This window comes from Pseudomonas sp. S2_F07, assembly GCF_054668325.1.
Genome location: NZ_CP162758.1, coordinates 5162851 through 5179318 on the forward strand (window position 1 = coordinate 5162851; position 16468 = coordinate 5179318).

14 protein-coding genes are annotated in these 16468 nt (G+C 59.0%); all 14 read left to right on the forward strand.

Annotated elements, in window-relative coordinates; genetic code table 11:
- The first annotated feature begins 114 nt into the window (after window positions 1-114).
- Entirely contained in the window at window positions 115-858 is a 744-nt protein-coding gene (pyrH, locus tag AB4O40_RS23325; RefSeq protein WP_056720982.1) for a UMP kinase, read from the forward strand.
- Window positions 855-1412, forward strand: a complete 558-nt coding sequence (frr, locus tag AB4O40_RS23330; protein ID WP_008000041.1) for a ribosome recycling factor — start codon at window positions 855-857, stop codon at window positions 1410-1412. Before pyrH ends, frr begins: the two co-directional genes overlap by 4 nt.
- Window positions 1413-1425: 13 nt before the next feature.
- Entirely contained in the window at window positions 1426-2181 is a 756-nt protein-coding gene (uppS, locus tag AB4O40_RS23335) for a polyprenyl diphosphate synthase (RefSeq protein WP_046041127.1), read from the forward strand.
- A complete protein-coding gene (locus AB4O40_RS23340) occupies window positions 2181-2987 on the forward strand; it encodes a phosphatidate cytidylyltransferase (protein ID WP_056720980.1) in 807 nt (268 codons plus the stop codon). The genes uppS and AB4O40_RS23340 overlap by 1 nt, the downstream gene beginning before the upstream one ends.
- Window positions 2984-4174 (forward strand): 1-deoxy-D-xylulose-5-phosphate reductoisomerase, encoded by a 1191-nt coding sequence (ispC, locus tag AB4O40_RS23345; RefSeq protein ID WP_056720978.1) that lies wholly within the window; start codon window positions 2984-2986, stop codon window positions 4172-4174. The genes AB4O40_RS23340 and ispC overlap by 4 nt, the downstream gene beginning before the upstream one ends.
- Before the next feature lie 53 nt (window positions 4175-4227).
- Window positions 4228-5580 (forward strand): sigma E protease regulator RseP, encoded by a 1353-nt coding sequence (gene rseP / locus AB4O40_RS23350; protein WP_223542165.1) that lies wholly within the window; start codon window positions 4228-4230, stop codon window positions 5578-5580.
- A gap of 74 nt (window positions 5581-5654) precedes the next feature.
- Window positions 5655-8045 (forward strand): outer membrane protein assembly factor BamA, encoded by a 2391-nt coding sequence (gene bamA / locus AB4O40_RS23355; protein WP_056720974.1) that lies wholly within the window; start codon window positions 5655-5657, stop codon window positions 8043-8045.
- A 45-nt stretch (window positions 8046-8090) separates the two neighbouring features.
- On the forward strand, window positions 8091-8594 hold the full coding sequence (locus tag AB4O40_RS23360) for an OmpH/Skp family outer membrane protein (RefSeq protein WP_056720972.1): 504 nt from the start codon (window positions 8091-8093) through the stop codon (window positions 8592-8594).
- A 3-nt stretch (window positions 8595-8597) separates the two neighbouring features.
- Complete coding sequence (gene lpxD / locus AB4O40_RS23365; protein WP_056720970.1) at window positions 8598-9653, forward strand: UDP-3-O-(3-hydroxymyristoyl)glucosamine N-acyltransferase; 1056 nt, start codon at window positions 8598-8600, stop codon at window positions 9651-9653.
- 108 nt (window positions 9654-9761) lie between these two features.
- A complete protein-coding gene (fabZ, locus tag AB4O40_RS23370; RefSeq protein ID WP_007978374.1) occupies window positions 9762-10202 on the forward strand; it encodes a 3-hydroxyacyl-ACP dehydratase FabZ in 441 nt (146 codons plus the stop codon).
- Window positions 10199-10975 carry an acyl-ACP--UDP-N-acetylglucosamine O-acyltransferase gene (lpxA, locus tag AB4O40_RS23375; protein WP_056720968.1) on the forward strand — a complete coding sequence of 259 codons (777 nt, stop codon included), beginning with the start codon at window positions 10199-10201 and terminating at the stop codon, window positions 10973-10975. The genes fabZ and lpxA overlap by 4 nt, the downstream gene beginning before the upstream one ends.
- A 2-nt stretch (window positions 10976-10977) precedes the next feature.
- Entirely contained in the window at window positions 10978-12108 is a 1131-nt protein-coding gene (gene lpxB, locus AB4O40_RS23380; RefSeq protein ID WP_056720966.1) for a lipid-A-disaccharide synthase, read from the forward strand.
- A gap of 11 nt (window positions 12109-12119) precedes the next feature.
- On the forward strand, window positions 12120-12746 hold the full coding sequence (rnhB, locus tag AB4O40_RS23385) for a ribonuclease HII (RefSeq protein ID WP_056720962.1): 627 nt from the start codon (window positions 12120-12122) through the stop codon (window positions 12744-12746).
- Between the two features lie 77 nt (window positions 12747-12823).
- Window positions 12824-16345, forward strand: a complete 3522-nt coding sequence (gene dnaE, locus AB4O40_RS23390; protein WP_056720961.1) for a DNA polymerase III subunit alpha — start codon at window positions 12824-12826, stop codon at window positions 16343-16345.
- The last annotated feature ends 123 nt before the right edge of the window (window positions 16346-16468 follow it).

The following is a 16468-nucleotide window of genomic DNA, read 5'->3' on the forward strand; positions in this document are numbered from 1 at the left end:
ACTGGCTTACAAAGCCATGTTCCGATGGCGCTGAAGCAGCGCCAAGCTAGATTGAACGCCAGCTGTAAACAGCTCGCAAAGAATTTTTAAAATACGCCGCAGGAGAGATTCGCAATGGCTCAGCAGGGCAGTGGTTATCAGGCTCGCTATAAACGCATTCTACTCAAGCTTAGCGGCGAGGCCCTGATGGGCTCGGAAGAGTTCGGGATCGATCCGAAAGTTCTGGATCGCATGGCATTGGAAGTTGGCCAGTTGGTCGGCATCGGTGTTCAGGTCGGTCTGGTTATCGGTGGTGGCAACCTGTTCCGCGGTGAAGCGCTGAGCAAGGCTGGCATGGACCGTGTCACCGGCGACCACATGGGCATGCTGGCCACTGTGATGAACGCCCTGGCCATGCGCGACGCTCTCGAGCGCGCCAACATCTCGGCCATCGTGATGTCCGCTATTTCCATGGTTGGCGTGACCGATCACTACGATCGTCGCAAGGCCATGCGCCACCTGAACTCCAAGGACGTGGTGATTTTCGCGGCCGGTACCGGCAACCCGTTCTTTACGACGGATTCGGCAGCCTGCCTGCGTGCAATCGAAATCGATGCCGACGTCGTGCTCAAGGCGACCAAGGTCGATGGCGTCTACACCGCTGACCCGTTCAAAGACCCGCATGCCGAGAAGTTCGATCATCTGACTTATGATGAAGTGCTGGATCGCAAGCTGGGTGTGATGGATCTGACGGCCATTTGCTTGTGCCGCGACCACAAGATGCCACTACGCGTATTTAACATGAACAAGCCCGGCGCCCTGCTGAATATCGTACACGGCGGCGCGGAAGGGACCCTGATCGAGGAAGGCGCACAATGATCAACGAAATCAAGAAAGACGCTCAAGAGCGCATGCAGAAATCCGTGGAATCGCTGGCGCACAACTTCGGCCGCATTCGTACCGGCCAGGCGCACCCGAGCATCCTGGAAGGCGTGATGGTGCCGTACTACGGCTCCGACACCCCGATCAAGCAAGTGGCCAACATCACCGTCAAGGACGCCCGTACCCTGCAAGTCGTTGCTTTCGAGCGCAACATGCTGGGTGCCGTCGACAAGGCGATCGGTAGCGCGGGTCTGAACCTGAACCCGACCAACCTCGGCGAACTGCTGCTGATCTCCATGCCTGCCCTGACCGAAGAAACCCGCAAGGGCTTCACCAAGCAGGCTCGTGACGTCGCTGAAGATGCCCGTGTTGCCGTGCGCAACATCCGTCGCGATGCCAACAGCCAGCTCAAGGATCTGGTCAAGGAAAAAGAGATCAGCGAAGACGAGGAGCGTCGTGCGACTGGCGAGATCGACGATCTGACCAAGAAGTTCGTGGCTAAAATCGACGCGGACCTGGCGCAGAAAGAAAAAGACCTGATGGCCGTATAAGGGTCGCGTTTTCATGGAAAAGACCAAGCAGTCTGCACCGTCCGCGGTGCCGCGCCATGTCGCGATCATCATGGATGGTAACAATCGCTGGGCGAAAAAACGCTTTATGCCGGGTGTCGCCGGGCATAAAGCGGGCGTGGATGCGGTGCGTGCCGTCATTGAAGTTTGTGCCGAGGCCAAGGTCGAAGTGCTGACCCTGTTCGCCTTTTCCAGCGAGAACTGGCAGCGTCCGGCCGATGAGGTCAGCGCTTTGATGGATCTGTTCTTCAAGGCGCTGCGTCGAGAGGCCAAGCGCCTCAACGACAACAACATCAGCCTGCGCATCATTGGCGATCGCTCGCGTTTTCATCCAGAGCTGCAGGCTGCCATGCGTGAAGCCGAGGCCATGACGGCCGGCGCCAATCGATTTGTCCTGCAGATAGCCGCCAATTACGGCGGTCAGTGGGATATCGCGCAAGCAGCGCAACGACTGGCGCGAGAGGTCCAGGCCGGACACCTGCGTCCGGAAGACATCACGCCCGATCTGCTGCAGACCTGTCTGGCCACGGGCGACCTGCCGCTGCCGGACCTGTGTATCCGTACCGGTGGCGAGCACCGCATCAGCAACTTCCTGCTCTGGCAGTTGGCCTATGCCGAGCTGTATTTCTCCGACCTGTTCTGGCCGGACTTCAAACACGATGCCATGCGCAATGCGCTGGCCGATTACGCTTCCCGCCAGCGCCGCTTCGGTAAAACGAGCGAGCAGGTCGAGGCTGGAGCCCGGGTTTAATGCTTAAACAACGAATCATCACCGCGCTGATCCTGCTACCGATTGCCCTGTGCGGGTTTTTCCTGCTTGAAGGTTCCGGTTTTGCACTGTTCATCGGGCTGGTCGTGACCCTCGGTGCCTGGGAATGGGCGCGTCTGGCGGGTTTCGCCGCTCAAGCGTTCCGCGTCGGCTATGCCGCTGTGGTCGCTTTGGCGCTGTTCCTCATGTACATCCTGCCCGGCCTCGCGCCTTGGGTATTGGGCGCTTCGGTGCTGTGGTGGGCAGTGGCGACGTATCTGGTGCTGACCTATCCGCGTTCGAGCGAGCATTGGTCCAATGCGGCGACCAAGTTGGTGATCGGCCTGCTGATTCTCCTGCCGGCCTGGCAAGGCTTGGTGCAGATCAAGCAATACCCGCTGGGTAATTGGCTGATCATGGCAGTGATGGTGTTGGTTTGGGGGGCCGATATTGGCGCCTACTTCTCCGGTCGTGCTTTCGGCAAGCGCAAGCTCGCACCGCAGGTCAGTCCGGGCAAAAGCTGGGAAGGCGTGTACGGTGGTCTGGCGTTGAGCCTGGTGATTACCACAATCGTTGCTCTGGTGCGCGACTGGACGGTGGCCGAACTGTTCAAGGGGTTGATCGGTGCCGCGCTGATCGTGTTCATTTCGGTGGTGGGTGATCTCACTGAAAGCATGTTCAAGCGTCAATCCGGGATCAAGGACAGCAGCAATCTGCTTCCGGGTCACGGCGGCGTGCTGGATCGTATCGATAGCCTGACGGCAGCGATTCCGCTGTTTGCGGTGCTGCTGTGGATGGCGGCCCCATGAGCCGCCCGCAACAGATTACCGTTCTGGGCGCGACCGGCTCGATTGGCCTGAGTACGCTCGACGTCATCGCTCGTCACCCGGATCGATATCAGGTCTTTGCCTTGACTGGCTTCACCCGCTTGAGTGAATTGCTGGCGCTTTGCGTGCGCCATGTCCCGCGATTTGCCGTGGTACCTGAAGTCGCAGCTGCCCGTACCCTGCAGGATGATTTGCGCGCGGCGGGTCTTTCGACCCGTGTCCTGGTGGGCGAGGAGGGTTTGTGCCAGGTCGCTTCCGATCCGGAAGTCGATACGGTCATGGCGGCCATCGTCGGTGCGGCGGGATTGCGTCCGACACTGGCGGCGGTCGAGGCTGGCAAGAAGATCCTCCTGGCTAATAAAGAAGCGCTGGTCATGTCCGGCGCGCTGTTCATGCAGGCCGTGCGCAAGAGTGGTTCGGTGTTGCTGCCGATCGATAGCGAGCACAACGCGATTTTCCAGTGCATGCCGCTGGATTATGCCCGTGGCCTTGAGTCGGTCGGTGTGCGCCGGATTTTGCTGACGGCTTCAGGCGGTCCGTTCCGGCAGACGCCAATGGCTGAGCTGGCGCATGTTTCTCCCGATCAGGCGTGTGCTCATCCGAACTGGTCCATGGGGCGAAAAATCTCCGTGGACTCGGCCAGCATGATGAACAAGGGGCTTGAGTTGATCGAAGCCTGCTGGCTGTTCGATGCCAGGCCATCCCAGGTCGAGGTGGTGATTCACCCGCAAAGTGTGATCCATTCGCTGGTCGACTACGTCGACGGTTCCGTTCTGGCACAGCTGGGTAATCCGGACATGCGCACGCCCATCGCCAATGCCCTGGCCTGGCCGGAGCGGATCGATTCGGGTGTGGCGCCGCTGGATCTGTTTGCCATTGCGCGACTGGACTTCCAGGCGCCCGATGAAGAGCGTTTTCCTTGCCTGCGTCTGGCCCGTCAGGCGGCCGAAGCGGGTAACAGCGCGCCGGCCATGCTCAATGCGGCGAACGAGGTGGCGGTGGCGGCATTTCTCGACGAACGGGTTCGTTACCCGGAAATCGCGAGTATCATCGAGGAAGTACTGAATCTGGAGCCCGTAGTGGCTGTGGATGATCTCGATGCAGTGTTCACGGCAGACGCGAAGGCGCGATTGCTGGCCGGACAATGGTTGAGCCGTCACGGGCGGTAAATGCTGTGGATAGTTGGCCCACGCAGCAGCGGATAGGAATGCGGAGAAAGTAGATGAGCGCGCTCTATATGATTGTCGGCACCCTGGTCGCTCTGGGTGTGCTGGTTACCTTCCACGAGTTCGGCCATTTTTGGGTTGCGCGTCGCTGTGGGGTCAAGGTGCTGCGCTTCTCCGTAGGCTTCGGCATGCCTTTGCTGCGCTGGCATGACAAGCAGGGCACCGAATTTGTCGTCGCCGCCATCCCGTTGGGTGGCTACGTCAAGATGCTCGACGAGCGCGAAGGTGAAGTGCCGCTCGATCAGCTTGATCAATCCTTCAATCGCAAATCCGTTCGTCAGCGCATTGCCATCGTAGCCGCGGGACCGATAGCCAACTTCCTGCTGGCGTTGGTGTTCTTCTGGGCATTGGCAATGCTCGGCAGCGAGCAGGTGCGCCCGGTCATCGGCGCTGTCGAGTCCGGCAGTATTGCAGCCAAGGCGGGTTTGAGCCCCGGCCAGGAAATCGTGGCCATTGATGGCGAGGCGACTTCCGGCTGGGCGGCGGTGAATCTGCAACTGGTGCGTCGCCTGGGCGAGAGCGGTTCATTGCAGGTGTTGGTGCGCGAACAAGGCTCCACGACCGATTCTCCTCGTGAACTTGCGCTGGACAAATGGCTCAAAGGGGCTGATGAGCCCGATCCTATCCATTCATTGGGGATTCGTCCGTGGCGTCCGGCATTGCCGCCTGTCCTGGCCGAACTCGATCCAAAGGGGCCGGCTCAGGCTGCCGGCCTGAAGACCGGTGACCGGTTGCTGGCGCTTGATGGCCGTGCTCTGGATGACTGGCAGCAGGTTGTCGATACCGTCCGTAAGCATCCCGATACCAAAATCATGCTGCGGGTTGAGCGCGACGGTGCTCAAATCGACGTCCCTGTGACGCTTGCCGCTCGCGGCGAGAGCAAATCGCCCAGCGGTTATTTGGGGGCAGGGGTGAAAGCGATCGACTGGCCGCCGGAGATGATCCGCGAGGTCAGCTACGGGCCATTGGCAGCAATTGGCGAAGGGGCACGACGCACCTGGACCATGAGCGTGCTGACCCTCGATTCACTGAAGAAAATGTTGTTCGGTGAGCTCTCGGTAAAAAACTTGAGTGGACCGATAACCATTGCTAAAGTGGCGGGCGCTTCGGCCCAGTCGGGTGTTGCTGATTTCCTGAATTTCCTTGCTTATCTGAGTATTAGCTTGGGTGTTCTGAATTTGTTGCCCATTCCGGTACTGGATGGGGGGCATTTGTTGTTTTATCTGATCGAGTGGGTGCGTGGTCGTCCCTTGTCAGATCGGGTGCAAGGTTGGGGGATACAGATCGGCATCAGTTTGGTGATTGGGGTGATGTTGCTTGCTCTTGTCAATGATCTGGGTCGACTGTAACGCTTCGCTGAATTGCGAATCTGCCGCATTTTGCGGCAGTTTGTTTATTGCCAGTTGGAATAAGAAAGGACTTCATGAAACGTCTGCTGCTAACTGCGGTTCTCACCGTATTGATGATCGCCGAAGTTCACGCCGAGTCCTTCACTATCTCTGATATTCGCGTCAATGGCCTCCAGCGGGTCTCCGCGGGTAGCGTCTTTGGTGCTTTGCCGTTGAACGTCGGTGAACAGGCGGATGATCGTCGCCTGGTGGAATCCACTCGTGCGTTGTTCAAAACCGGTTTCTTTCAAGATATCCAGCTGGGCCGCGATGGCAACGTCCTGGTCATCACGGTAGTCGAGCGTCCGTCGGTCGCCAGTATCGAGATCGAAGGTAACAAGGCGATCTCTACCGAAGACTTGATGAAAGGCCTCAAACAATCCGGTCTGGCCGAAGGCGAGATCTTCCAGCGTGCCACCCTTGAAGGTGTGCGTAACGAACTGCAACGCCAGTACGTCGCCCAGGGTCGCTACTCGGCTACCGTCGACACCGAAGTGGTGCCACAGCCGCGTAACCGCGTCGGCCTGAAGGTCAACATCAACGAAGGCACCGTTGCGGCTATCCAGCACATCAACGTTGTGGGCAACACGGTTTTCCCTGATGAAGACCTGATCGACCTGTTCGAACTCAAGACCACCAACTGGTTGTCGTTCTTCAAGAACGACGACAAGTACGCCCGTGAGAAACTGTCCGGTGACCTGGAGCGCCTGCGTTCCTACTACCTGGACCGTGGCTATATCAACATGGATATCGCTTCGACCCAGGTCTCCATTACGCCGGACAAGAAGCACGTCTACATCACCGTCAACGTCAACGAAGGCGACAAGTACACCGTTCGTGACGTCAAGCTCAGCGGTGACCTGAAAGTCCCTGAAGACCAGGTCAAGTCCCTGCTGCTGGTGCAAAAAGGCCAGGTGTTCTCGCGCAAGCTGATGACCACCACCTCCGAACTGATCACCCGTCGCCTGGGGAACGAGGGTTACACCTTCGCCAACGTCAACGGCGTGCCTCAACCGCACGAAGAAGATCACACCGTAGACATCCTGTTCGCGGTCGATCCGGGCAAGCGTGCCTACGTGAACCGCATCAACTTCCGTGGCAACACCAAGTCCGAAGACGAAGTGCTGCGTCGTGAAATGCGCCAGATGGAAGGCGGCTGGGCTTCGACCTACCTGATCGATCAGTCCAAGACCCGTCTGGAACGTCTGGGCTTCTTCAAGGAAGTCAACGTTGAGACTCCGGCCGTGCCGGGTGTCGATGACCAGGTGGACGTCAACTACAGCGTTGAAGAACAAGCCTCCGGTTCGATTACCGCCAGCGTCGGTTTCGCCCAGAGCGCCGGTTTGATCCTCGGTGGTTCGATCACCCAGAACAACTTCCTGGGTACCGGTAACAAGGTCAGCGTCGGCTTGACCAAAAGCGAATACCAGACCCGCTATAACTTCGGTTTTGTCGACCCCTACTGGACCGCCGACGGCGTGAGCCTGGGTTACAACGCGTTCTACCGCACCACTGACTATGACGAACTCGATACCGACGTCGCCAGCTACGCCGTGGACAGCCTGGGTGCCGGTGTGAGTGTCGGTTATCCAATCAGCGAGACTTCGCGTCTGACCTTCGGCCTGAATGCGCAACAGGACACGATCAAGACTGGCGTTTACACCGTCGACGAGATCTTCGACTTCGTTAACCAGGAAGGCGACAAGTACCTGAACTTCAAGGCTTCGGCCGGTTGGTCCGAGTCCACCCTGAACAAAGGCGTTTTGGCGACTCGTGGTCACTCCCAAAGCTTGACGGCGGAAGTCACTGTGCCGGGTAGTGACTTGTCGTTCTTCAAACTCGACTACCGTGGTCAGTTGTTCCAGCCGCTGAGTGAAAACTACACCATGCGCCTGCACACCGAATTGGGTTATGGCGACGGCTACGGTTCGACCGAAGGCTTGCCATTCTATGAAAACTACTATGCTGGTGGTTTCAACTCGGTTCGTGGCTTCAAGGACAGTACACTGGGGCCGCGTAGTACTCCGAGCCGCGGCGCACTCGAAACGGGCAACCCGGGTACTCTTGCTGACCCGGACCAGGATCCACTGCCGTTCGGTGGTAACGTCCTGATCCAGGGTGGTGCAGAGATTCTGTTCCCGCTGCCGTTCGTCAAGGATCAACGATCCCTGCGTACCTCGGTATTCTGGGATGTGGGTAACGTATTCGACTCCAAATGCGAGCAGACGACCAACACCAACCCTGCGTCGAAGTCCAATACGCAGTGTAACGATGTCAGTCTGAGCAACATGGCCAGTTCTGTCGGTGTGGGAGTGACCTGGGTCACCGCACTGGGGCCTCTGAGTTTCGCCCTGGCCATGCCAGTCAAGAAACCGGATGACGCTGAAACTCAAGTGTTCCAATTCTCTCTCGGCCAGACGTTCTAAGCGTCTGACCCAAGATAACGACAATGAATTTTGTAGGAGTGCATCGTGCGTAAGTTGACTCAATTGGTTCTCCTGGCCAGCGTACTGGTCGCTGGTCCGGCGTTCGCCGACATGAAAATTGCTGTTCTGAACTATCAGATGGCTCTGCTGGAGTCCGACGCGGCCAAGAAATACGCCGTGGATGCCGAGAAGAAGTTCGGTCCTCAACTGACCAAGCTCAAGTCGCTGGAAACCAGCGCCAAGGGCATTCAGGATCGTCTGATGGCCGGTGGCGACAAAATGCAGCAGGGCGAGCGTGAGCGTCTGGAGCTTGAATTCAAGCAAAAGGCCCGTGACTTCCAGTTCCAGTCCAAGGAGCTGAACGAAGCCAAAGCCGTTGCCGACCGTGAAATGCTGAAGCAGCTCAAGCCGAAACTGGACAGCGCTGTGGAAGAAGTCATCAAGAAAGGTGCTTTTGACCTGGTCTTCGAGCGTGGCGCAGTGATTGATGTCAAACCTCAGTACGACATCACTCGCCAGGTTATCGAGCGCATGAATCAGCTGAAGTAACCCATGACCGTGACCATTAAGCTCGGCCAGCTGGCCGAGTTCCTCGGCGCCACGCTACGTGGCGACCCCGAGAAAGCAATTACTGGGCTAGCCACCTTGCAGGAGGCTGGCCCAGCTCAGTTGAGCTTTCTTGCAAACCCCCAATATCGCAAGTACCTGGCAGGCAGTCAGGCAGCAGCCCTGTTGCTCAAGGCCGCTGACGCCGAAGGTCATGGCGGGGATGTGCTGGTGGTGCCGGATCCGTATGCAGCCTACGCGCGTGTTTCTCACCTGTTCGATCCCAAGCCCAAGGCGGCAGCCGGGATTCATCCGACGGCGGTGATCGCGGCGGATGCGGTTGTCGACCCGGCGGCGAGTATCGGCGCTTTTGTGGTGATCGAAAGCGGTGCGCAGGTGGCAGCCGGTACGACTGTCGGCGCGCATTGCTTCATTGGCGCTCGCAGCGTGGTGGGCGAGGGTGGCTGGCTCGCGCCGCGAGTGACCTTGTATCACGACGTGCGCGTCGGCAAGCGTGTCGTCATTCAGTCCGGTGCGGTGCTCGGCGGCGAAGGCTTCGGTTTTGCCAATGAAAAAGGTATCTGGCAGAAAATCGCCCAGATCGGTGGTGTGCTGATCGGCGATGATGTTGAAATCGGCGTGAACACGGCTATAGATCGCGGTGCGTTGGCCGATACCGTCATCGGTAACGGCGTGAAGCTCGATAACCAGATTCAGATTGCCCACAACGTTCAGGTGGGCGATCACACCGCCATGGCGGCGTGCGTCGGGATCTCCGGCAGCACCAGAATCGGCAAGCATTGCATGCTCGCCGGTGGCGTAGGCCTGGTGGGACACATCGACATTTGCGACAACGTTTTCATTACCGGGATGACCATGGTGACCCACTCGATTACCGAGCCTGGCGCCTATTCTTCCGGTACGGCCATGCAGCCGGCAGCCGAGTGGCGCAAAAGCGCGGCACGTATCCGTCAGCTCGATGACATCGCGCGACGTCTGCGACAGCTGGAAAAGCAGGCAGGGGAAGTGACCCCTGACGGTAATGCTTCATCAGATGGCTGATACCATTTCCATATCAAGTGCGCGCAGTCGCTAGACTGCGTCCCTGATTTGCTAGTGGAGCGTGCGCCCGTCGCGCGCCCCCAATCTTTACATAGGCTTCCCCCCGAAATGATGGACATCAACGAGATTCGCGAATACCTGCCTCACCGTTACCCGTTCCTGCTGGTGGACCGGGTAGTGGAGCTGGATGTTGAAGGCAAGCGCATTCGTGCCTACAAGAATGTCAGCATCAACGAACCGTTCTTCAATGGTCACTTCCCTGCGCATCCAATCATGCCGGGCGTATTGATCATCGAGGCAATGGCTCAGGCTGCCGGAATCCTTGGTTTCAAAATGCTTGACGTGAAACCGGCCGACGGCACGCTCTATTACTTCGTCGGTTCCGACAAGCTGCGCTTCCGCCAGCCGGTATTGCCGGGTGATCAGTTGATCCTTGAAGCCAAGTTCATCAGCTGCAAGCGTCAGATCTGGAAGTTCGAATGCCAGGCTTCGGTCGATGGCAAGCCTGTCTGCTCGGCTGAGATCATCTGTGCGGAACGCAAGCTATGAGTTTGATTGACCCTCGTGCAATCATCGATCCGACAGCCGTTCTGGCTGACGGCGTCGAGGTCGGCCCGTGGTCGATCGTCGGCGCAGGTGTGGAAATCGGCGAGGGGACAGTCATCGGGCCGCACGTGATTCTCAAGGGCCCGACCCGAATCGGTAAGCACAATCGCATCTACCAGTTTTCCTCGGTGGGCGAAGATACACCTGACCTTAAGTACAAGGGCGAGGAAACCCGCCTGGTGATCGGTGATCACAACGTCATCCGTGAAGGCGTGACGATTCACCGTGGCACCATCCAGGACCGCTCGGAAACGACCCTGGGCGATCACAACCTGATCATGGCCTATGCCCACATCGGCCACGACAGCGTTATCGGCAACCACTGCATCCTGGTCAACAACACCGCACTGGCGGGCCATGTGCATGTGGAAGACTGGGCGATCCTCTCCGGTTTTACCCTGGTTCACCAGTATTGCCACATCGGCGCCCACAGCTTTTCAGGCATGGGTACGGCGATCGGCAAGGATGTTCCTGCCTATGTCACGGTGTTCGGCAACCCGGCTGAAGCCCGGAGCATGAACTTCGAGGGCATGCGCCGTCGGGGCTTCAGCGAAGATGCGATCCACGCGCTGCGTCGTGCCTACAAGATTGTCTACCGCCAGGGCCTGACCGTGGAGCAGGCGCTTGCCGAACTCGCCGAGCCTTCTGCGCAATTCCCGGAAGTAGCGGTGTTCCGCGACTCCATCCAGTCTTCGACTCGCGGCATCACTCGCTAACCATGGCCAATCTGCGTATTGCGCTGGTAGCGGGTGAAGCTTCCGGTGACATTCTGGGTGCGGGCCTCATGCGTGCGCTCAAGGCTCGTCACACTGCCGTCGAATTCATTGGTGTTGGCGGTCCGTTGATGCAGGCAGAAGGCCTGACCTCGTATTTTCCGATGGAACGTCTGTCCGTCATGGGCCTGGTGGAAGTGCTGGGCCGGTTGCGCGAGCTGCTTGCAAGGCGCAAGAAGCTGGTCGCCGACCTGATCGACGCGAAACCCGATGTGTTCATCGGTATCGACGCGCCCGACTTCAACCTCAATATCGAACTCAAGTTGCGCCAGGCCGGGATCAAGACCGTGCATTACGTCAGCCCGTCGGTCTGGGCCTGGCGGCAGAAACGCGTGCTGAAGATTCGCGAAGGCTGCGACCTGATGCTCACGCTGTTCCCGTTTGAAGCCAGATTCTACGAAGAGAAAGGCGTGCCGGTGCGGTTCGTCGGCCATACCCTGGCCGACGCCATTCCACTCCAGGCCGATCGCGCTGCTGCGCGGGCCGAACTTGGCTTGCCCGACGGGCCGCTGGTGGCGTTGATGCCCGGCAGCCGCGGCGGTGAAGTTGGCCGGCTCGGTGCGTTGTTTCTCGATACGGCCCAGCGCTTGCGTGCGCTGCGCCCGGGGGTGCGGTTTGTCATGCCTTGCGCCAGTGCGCAACGTCGTGCACAGCTGGAAGAACTGTTGGCCGGTCGCGATCTGCCGCTGACCCTGCTCGATGGCCAGTCTCATCTGGCCCTGGCAGCGTGCGATGCGGTGTTGATTGCCTCCGGCACTGCAACGCTTGAAGCGCTGCTGTACAAGCGGCCGATGGTGGTCGCCTATCGCCTGGCGCCGCTGACGTTCTGGATTCTCAAGCGTATGGTGAAAAGCCCCTATATTTCGTTGCCGAACCTGTTGGCCCAGCGTCTGCTGGTGCCCGAGTTGTTGCAGGACGATGCCACGGTCGAAGCGCTGGCCCAGACCTTGTCGCCGCTGATCGAGGGTGGCGAAGAGCAGACCCGCGGTTTTGACGAGATACACCGGACCCTGCGTCTGGATGCCTCCAACCAGGCTGCGGACGCAGTGCTGAACCTGATCGGCCAAGTAAAATGAGTAAACCGAATATGCAGATGGGGCTGGATTTCACCTTGGTCGCTGAAATCGAAGAGTTGGTTGCCGGTGTCGATGAAGTGGGTCGCGGCCCGCTCTGTGGCGCGGTGGTGACGGCGGCAGTGATCCTTGATCCGAATCGCCCGATCCTCGGCCTGAACGACTCGAAGAAACTCACCGAAGCCCGTCGCGAAAAGCTCTACGACGAAATCTGCGAAAAAGCCCTGAGCTGGTGCATCGCTCGCGCCGAGGTCGAAGAAATCGATGAGCTGAATATCCTGCACGCCACCATGCTGGCCATGCAGCGCGCGGTCGCCGGGCTGCACGTTCAGCCGAAGCTGGCGATGATCGACGGCAACCGTTGCCCGAAACTGCCGATGCGTTCCGAAGCCGTGGTCAAGGGCGATAGCAAGGTTCCCGCTATCGCCGCCGCATCGATCCTGGCCAAGGTCAGCCGTGATCGTGAAATGGCCGCATTCGAATTGATCTACCCGGGCTACGGCATTGGTGGGCACAAAGGCTACCCGACCCCCGTTCATCTGGAAGCGCTGGCACGGCTCGGGCCGACCCCGATTCATCGGCGTTCGTTTGCCCCGGTGCGTCTGGCGTATGAGGCGCTAGAGAGCGTCGTAGAGAGTTAGTCGCAAGGCTGATTTTTTTTACCAAGGCCCGGTACAATCCGGGCCTTGTTGTCTTCATGTTTACAGACAGGATCACTATGCCGGCTTCATTCGTTCACCTACGCCTGCACACTGAATACTCCCTGGTCGACGGTCTGGTGCGGATCAAACCGCTGGTCAAGACCCTGGTTGGCATGAACATGCCTGCCGTAGCGGTCACCGACCAGAACAACATGTGTTCCCTGGTCAAATTCTATAAAAACGCCATGGGTGCCGGGATCAAGCCGATCTGCGGCGCTGACCTGTGGCTGTCGAACAAGGATCCGGACAACCCGCTGAGCCGGATCAGCCTGCTGGTGATGAACGCCGAAGGCTATCGCAACCTTACCGAGCTGATTTCCCGCGGTTTCATCGATGGTCAGCGCAATGGCGCGGTCATCATCGAGCGCGAATGGGTTGCTGAAGCCAACTCGGGCTTGATCATGCTGTCGGCGGCCAAAGAAGGCGAGATCGGCCAGGCCATGCTCAGCGGCAACCCCGCCGAGGCCGAAACCCTGGCGCGGGAATGGATGGAAGTGTTTCCGGATCGTTTCTATCTGGAAATCCAGCGCACCAATCGCCCCAACGATGAAGAGCAGCTGCACGGCGCCGTGGCCCTGGCCGAGAAGCTCGGTGCGCCGCTGGTGGCGACCAACGATGTGCGCTTCATCAAGCAGGAAGACTTCGCCGCCCACGAAACCCGTGTGTGCATCGGTGAGGGCCGTGCCCTGGACGACCCGCGGCGTTCGAAGAACTACAGCGATCAGCAGTACCTCAAAAGCGCCAAGGAAATGGCCGAGCTGTTCAGCGACATTCCCGAGGCGCTGGAAAACACCGTCGAGATCGCCAAGCGCTGCAACATCGAAGTGAAACTGGGGACGCACTTCCTGCCCAACTTCCCGATCCCCGATGGCATGACCATCGACGAGTACTTCCGCAAGGTGTCCTTCGACGGCCTGGAAGAGCGCCTTAGTGTTCTGCTGCCCAAAGACACCACCGAAGACTACGAAGCCAAGCGTCAGGTCTATGTCGACCGACTGAATTTCGAACTGGATATCATCATCCAGATGGGGTTCCCCGGTTACTTCCTGATCGTGATGGACTTTATCCAGTGGGCCAAGAACAACGGCGTACCGGTAGGTCCTGGCCGGGGGTCGGGTGCCGGATCGCTGGTGGCCTACGTACAGAAGATCACCGACCTCGATCCGCTGGAATACGACCTGCTGTTCGAACGCTTCCTCAACCCGGAACGGGTATCGATGCCCGACTTCGACGTCGACTTCTGCATGGACGGTCGTGACCGGGTAATCGACTACGTAGCCGAGAAGTACGGCCGCAATGCCGTAAGCCAGATCATCACCTTCGGTTCCATGGCGGCGAAGGCTGTGGTCCGCGACGTGGCACGGGTGCAAGGCAAGTCCTATGGCCTGGCGGATCGTCTGTCGAAGATGATTCCGTTCGAAGTCGGCATGACCCTGGAAAAAGCCTATGAGCAGGAAGAGATCCTGCGCGACTTCATCAAGGTCGATGAAGAGGCCGCGGAAATCTGGGAGATGGCCCGCAAGCTCGAAGGTGTTGTGCGTAACGTCGGCAAGCACGCCGGTGGTGTGGTTATCGCGCCGACCAAGCTGACCGACTTCTCGCCGATCTATTGCGACGAAGCCGGTGACGGCCTGGTAACCCAGTTCGACAAGGATGACGTCGAGGCGGCTGGCCTGGTGAAGTTCGACTTCCTCGGCCTGCGAACGCTGACGATCATCGACTGGGCGCTGAAAACCATCAACCGCGACCGCGCCAAGGTCAACGAGCCGCCGCTCGACATCGCGTTCATCCCGCTGGACGACAAGCCGACTTACACACTGCTGCAAAAAGCCGAAACCACGGCGGTGTTCCAGCTTGAATCCCGCGGCATGAAAGAGCTGATCAAAAAGCTCAAGCCCGACTGCCTGGAAGACTTGATCGCACTGGTGGCGCTGTTCCGTCCGGGCCCGCTGCAATCGGGCATGGTGGACGACTTCATCAACCGTAAGCACGGTCGCGCCGAGTTGGCGTATCCGCACTCGGACTACCAGTACGAAGGCCTCAAGCCGGTACTGGCACCGACTTACGGCATCATTTTGTATCAAGAACAGGTGATGCAGATTGCCCAGGTCATGGCCGGTTACACCCTCGGTGGTGCGGACATGCTGCGTCGAGCCATGGGTAAGAAAAAACCCGAGGAAATGGCCAAGCAGCGCGGTGGCTTCATTGAAGGTTGCGCCACCAACAATATCGACGCGGACCTCGCCGGTAACATCTTCGACCTGGTGGAAAAGTTCGCCGGTTACGGCTTCAACAAATCCCACTCCGCCGCCTATGGCCTGGTGTCGTACCAGACCGCATGGCTGAAGGCGCACTACCCGGCGCCGTTCATGGCCGCGGTACTCTCGGCGGATATGCACAACACCGACAAGGTCGTGACCTTGATCGAAGAAGTGCGGACCATGAAGCTGCGTCTCGACGCGCCGGACGTGAACACGTCCGAATTCAAGTTCACGGTGAACGACGAAGGCCGGATCATTTACGGCCTGGGCGCCATCAAGGGCGTGGGTGAAGGCCCGGTCGAGGCGATCACCGAAGCGCGTCTGGCCGGTCCGTTCAAGGATCTGTTCGATTTCTGCGCACGGGTCGACCTCAAGCGTATCAACAAGCGCACCCTCGACGGTTTGATCCGCAGCGGTGCACTGGATCGCCTCGGGCCGTATTTCCACGACGAGCAGAAAGCCTACCAGGCCAACATCGACCGCAATCGGGCGGTGCTGCTGACCGCCATGGAAGAGGCGATCAAGGCGGCCGAACAGACCGCGCGTACGCAGGACAGCGGTCACTCCGACCTGTTTGGCGGTCTGTTTGTCGAAGAAGACGCCGACGTCTACGCGAACCACCGCAAGGCCAAGGAACTGACCCTCAAGGAGCGCCTGAAAGGGGAGAAAGATACCCTCGGCCTGTACCTGACCGGTCACCCGATCGACGAATACGAAGGTGAAATCCGTCGCTTCGCCCGCCAGCGCATCATCGACCTGAAACCGGCGCGTGATACCCAGACTGTTGCCGGGATGATCATCGCCTTGCGGGTGATGAAGAACAAAAAGGGCGACAAGATGGGGTTCATCACCCTCGACGACCGCTCCGGAAGGATCGAGGCCTCGCTGTTTTCCGAAGCGTTCCATTCCGCGCAGTCGCTGTTGCAGACCGACGCGATGGTGGTGGTCGAAGGCGAAGTCAGCAACGATGACTTCTCCGGTGGCCTGAAGTTGCGGGTCAAGCGGGTGATGAGCATGGAGGATGCGCGTACCAATCTGGCCGAAAGCTTGCGCCTGAAGTTGCATGCCAAGGACCTCAAGGGCGATCAGCTACGCTGGCTGGGTGAACTGTTGAAGCGTCACCGCGGCGCGTGCCCGGTCACCATGGACTACACCAGCCCCGATGCGAAGGCCATGTTGCAGTTCGGCGAAGGCTGGCGAATCGACCCGGCGGATGCGTTGATTCAAGCCCTGCGTGACCAGTTCGGGCGAGACAACGTCTTCCTCCAATACCGTTGACGGTCAGTGCTATCAGATTGCCCTGACCTCGACCTGAATTTTTAATCTCGACCTCAACGCGCCTGTCCCTTAAGGTAGGGCGCGAATAGACAACCGGCCGGCCCAAGAACCCTTGGGACTCGA

Coding starts and splice junctions, on each gene's coding strand:
- pyrH (WP_056720982.1), top strand. CDS start 115: ATGGCTCAGCAGGGCAGTGGTTATCAGGCTCGCTATAAACGCATTCTA.
- frr (WP_008000041.1), top strand. CDS start 855: ATGATCAACGAAATCAAGAAAGACGCTCAAGAGCGCATGCAGAAATCC.
- uppS (WP_046041127.1), top strand. CDS start 1,426: ATGGAAAAGACCAAGCAGTCTGCACCGTCCGCGGTGCCGCGCCATGTC.
- AB4O40_RS23340 (WP_056720980.1), top strand. CDS start 2,181: ATGCTTAAACAACGAATCATCACCGCGCTGATCCTGCTACCGATTGCC.
- ispC (WP_056720978.1), top strand. CDS start 2,984: ATGAGCCGCCCGCAACAGATTACCGTTCTGGGCGCGACCGGCTCGATT.
- rseP (WP_223542165.1), top strand. CDS start 4,228: ATGAGCGCGCTCTATATGATTGTCGGCACCCTGGTCGCTCTGGGTGTG.
- bamA (WP_056720974.1), top strand. CDS start 5,655: ATGAAACGTCTGCTGCTAACTGCGGTTCTCACCGTATTGATGATCGCC.
- lpxD (WP_056720970.1), top strand. CDS start 8,598: ATGACCGTGACCATTAAGCTCGGCCAGCTGGCCGAGTTCCTCGGCGCC.
- fabZ (WP_007978374.1), top strand. CDS start 9,762: ATGATGGACATCAACGAGATTCGCGAATACCTGCCTCACCGTTACCCG.
- lpxA (WP_056720968.1), top strand. CDS start 10,199: ATGAGTTTGATTGACCCTCGTGCAATCATCGATCCGACAGCCGTTCTG.
- lpxB (WP_056720966.1), top strand. CDS start 10,978: ATGGCCAATCTGCGTATTGCGCTGGTAGCGGGTGAAGCTTCCGGTGAC.
- rnhB (WP_056720962.1), top strand. CDS start 12,120: ATGCAGATGGGGCTGGATTTCACCTTGGTCGCTGAAATCGAAGAGTTG.
- dnaE (WP_056720961.1), top strand. CDS start 12,824: ATGCCGGCTTCATTCGTTCACCTACGCCTGCACACTGAATACTCCCTG.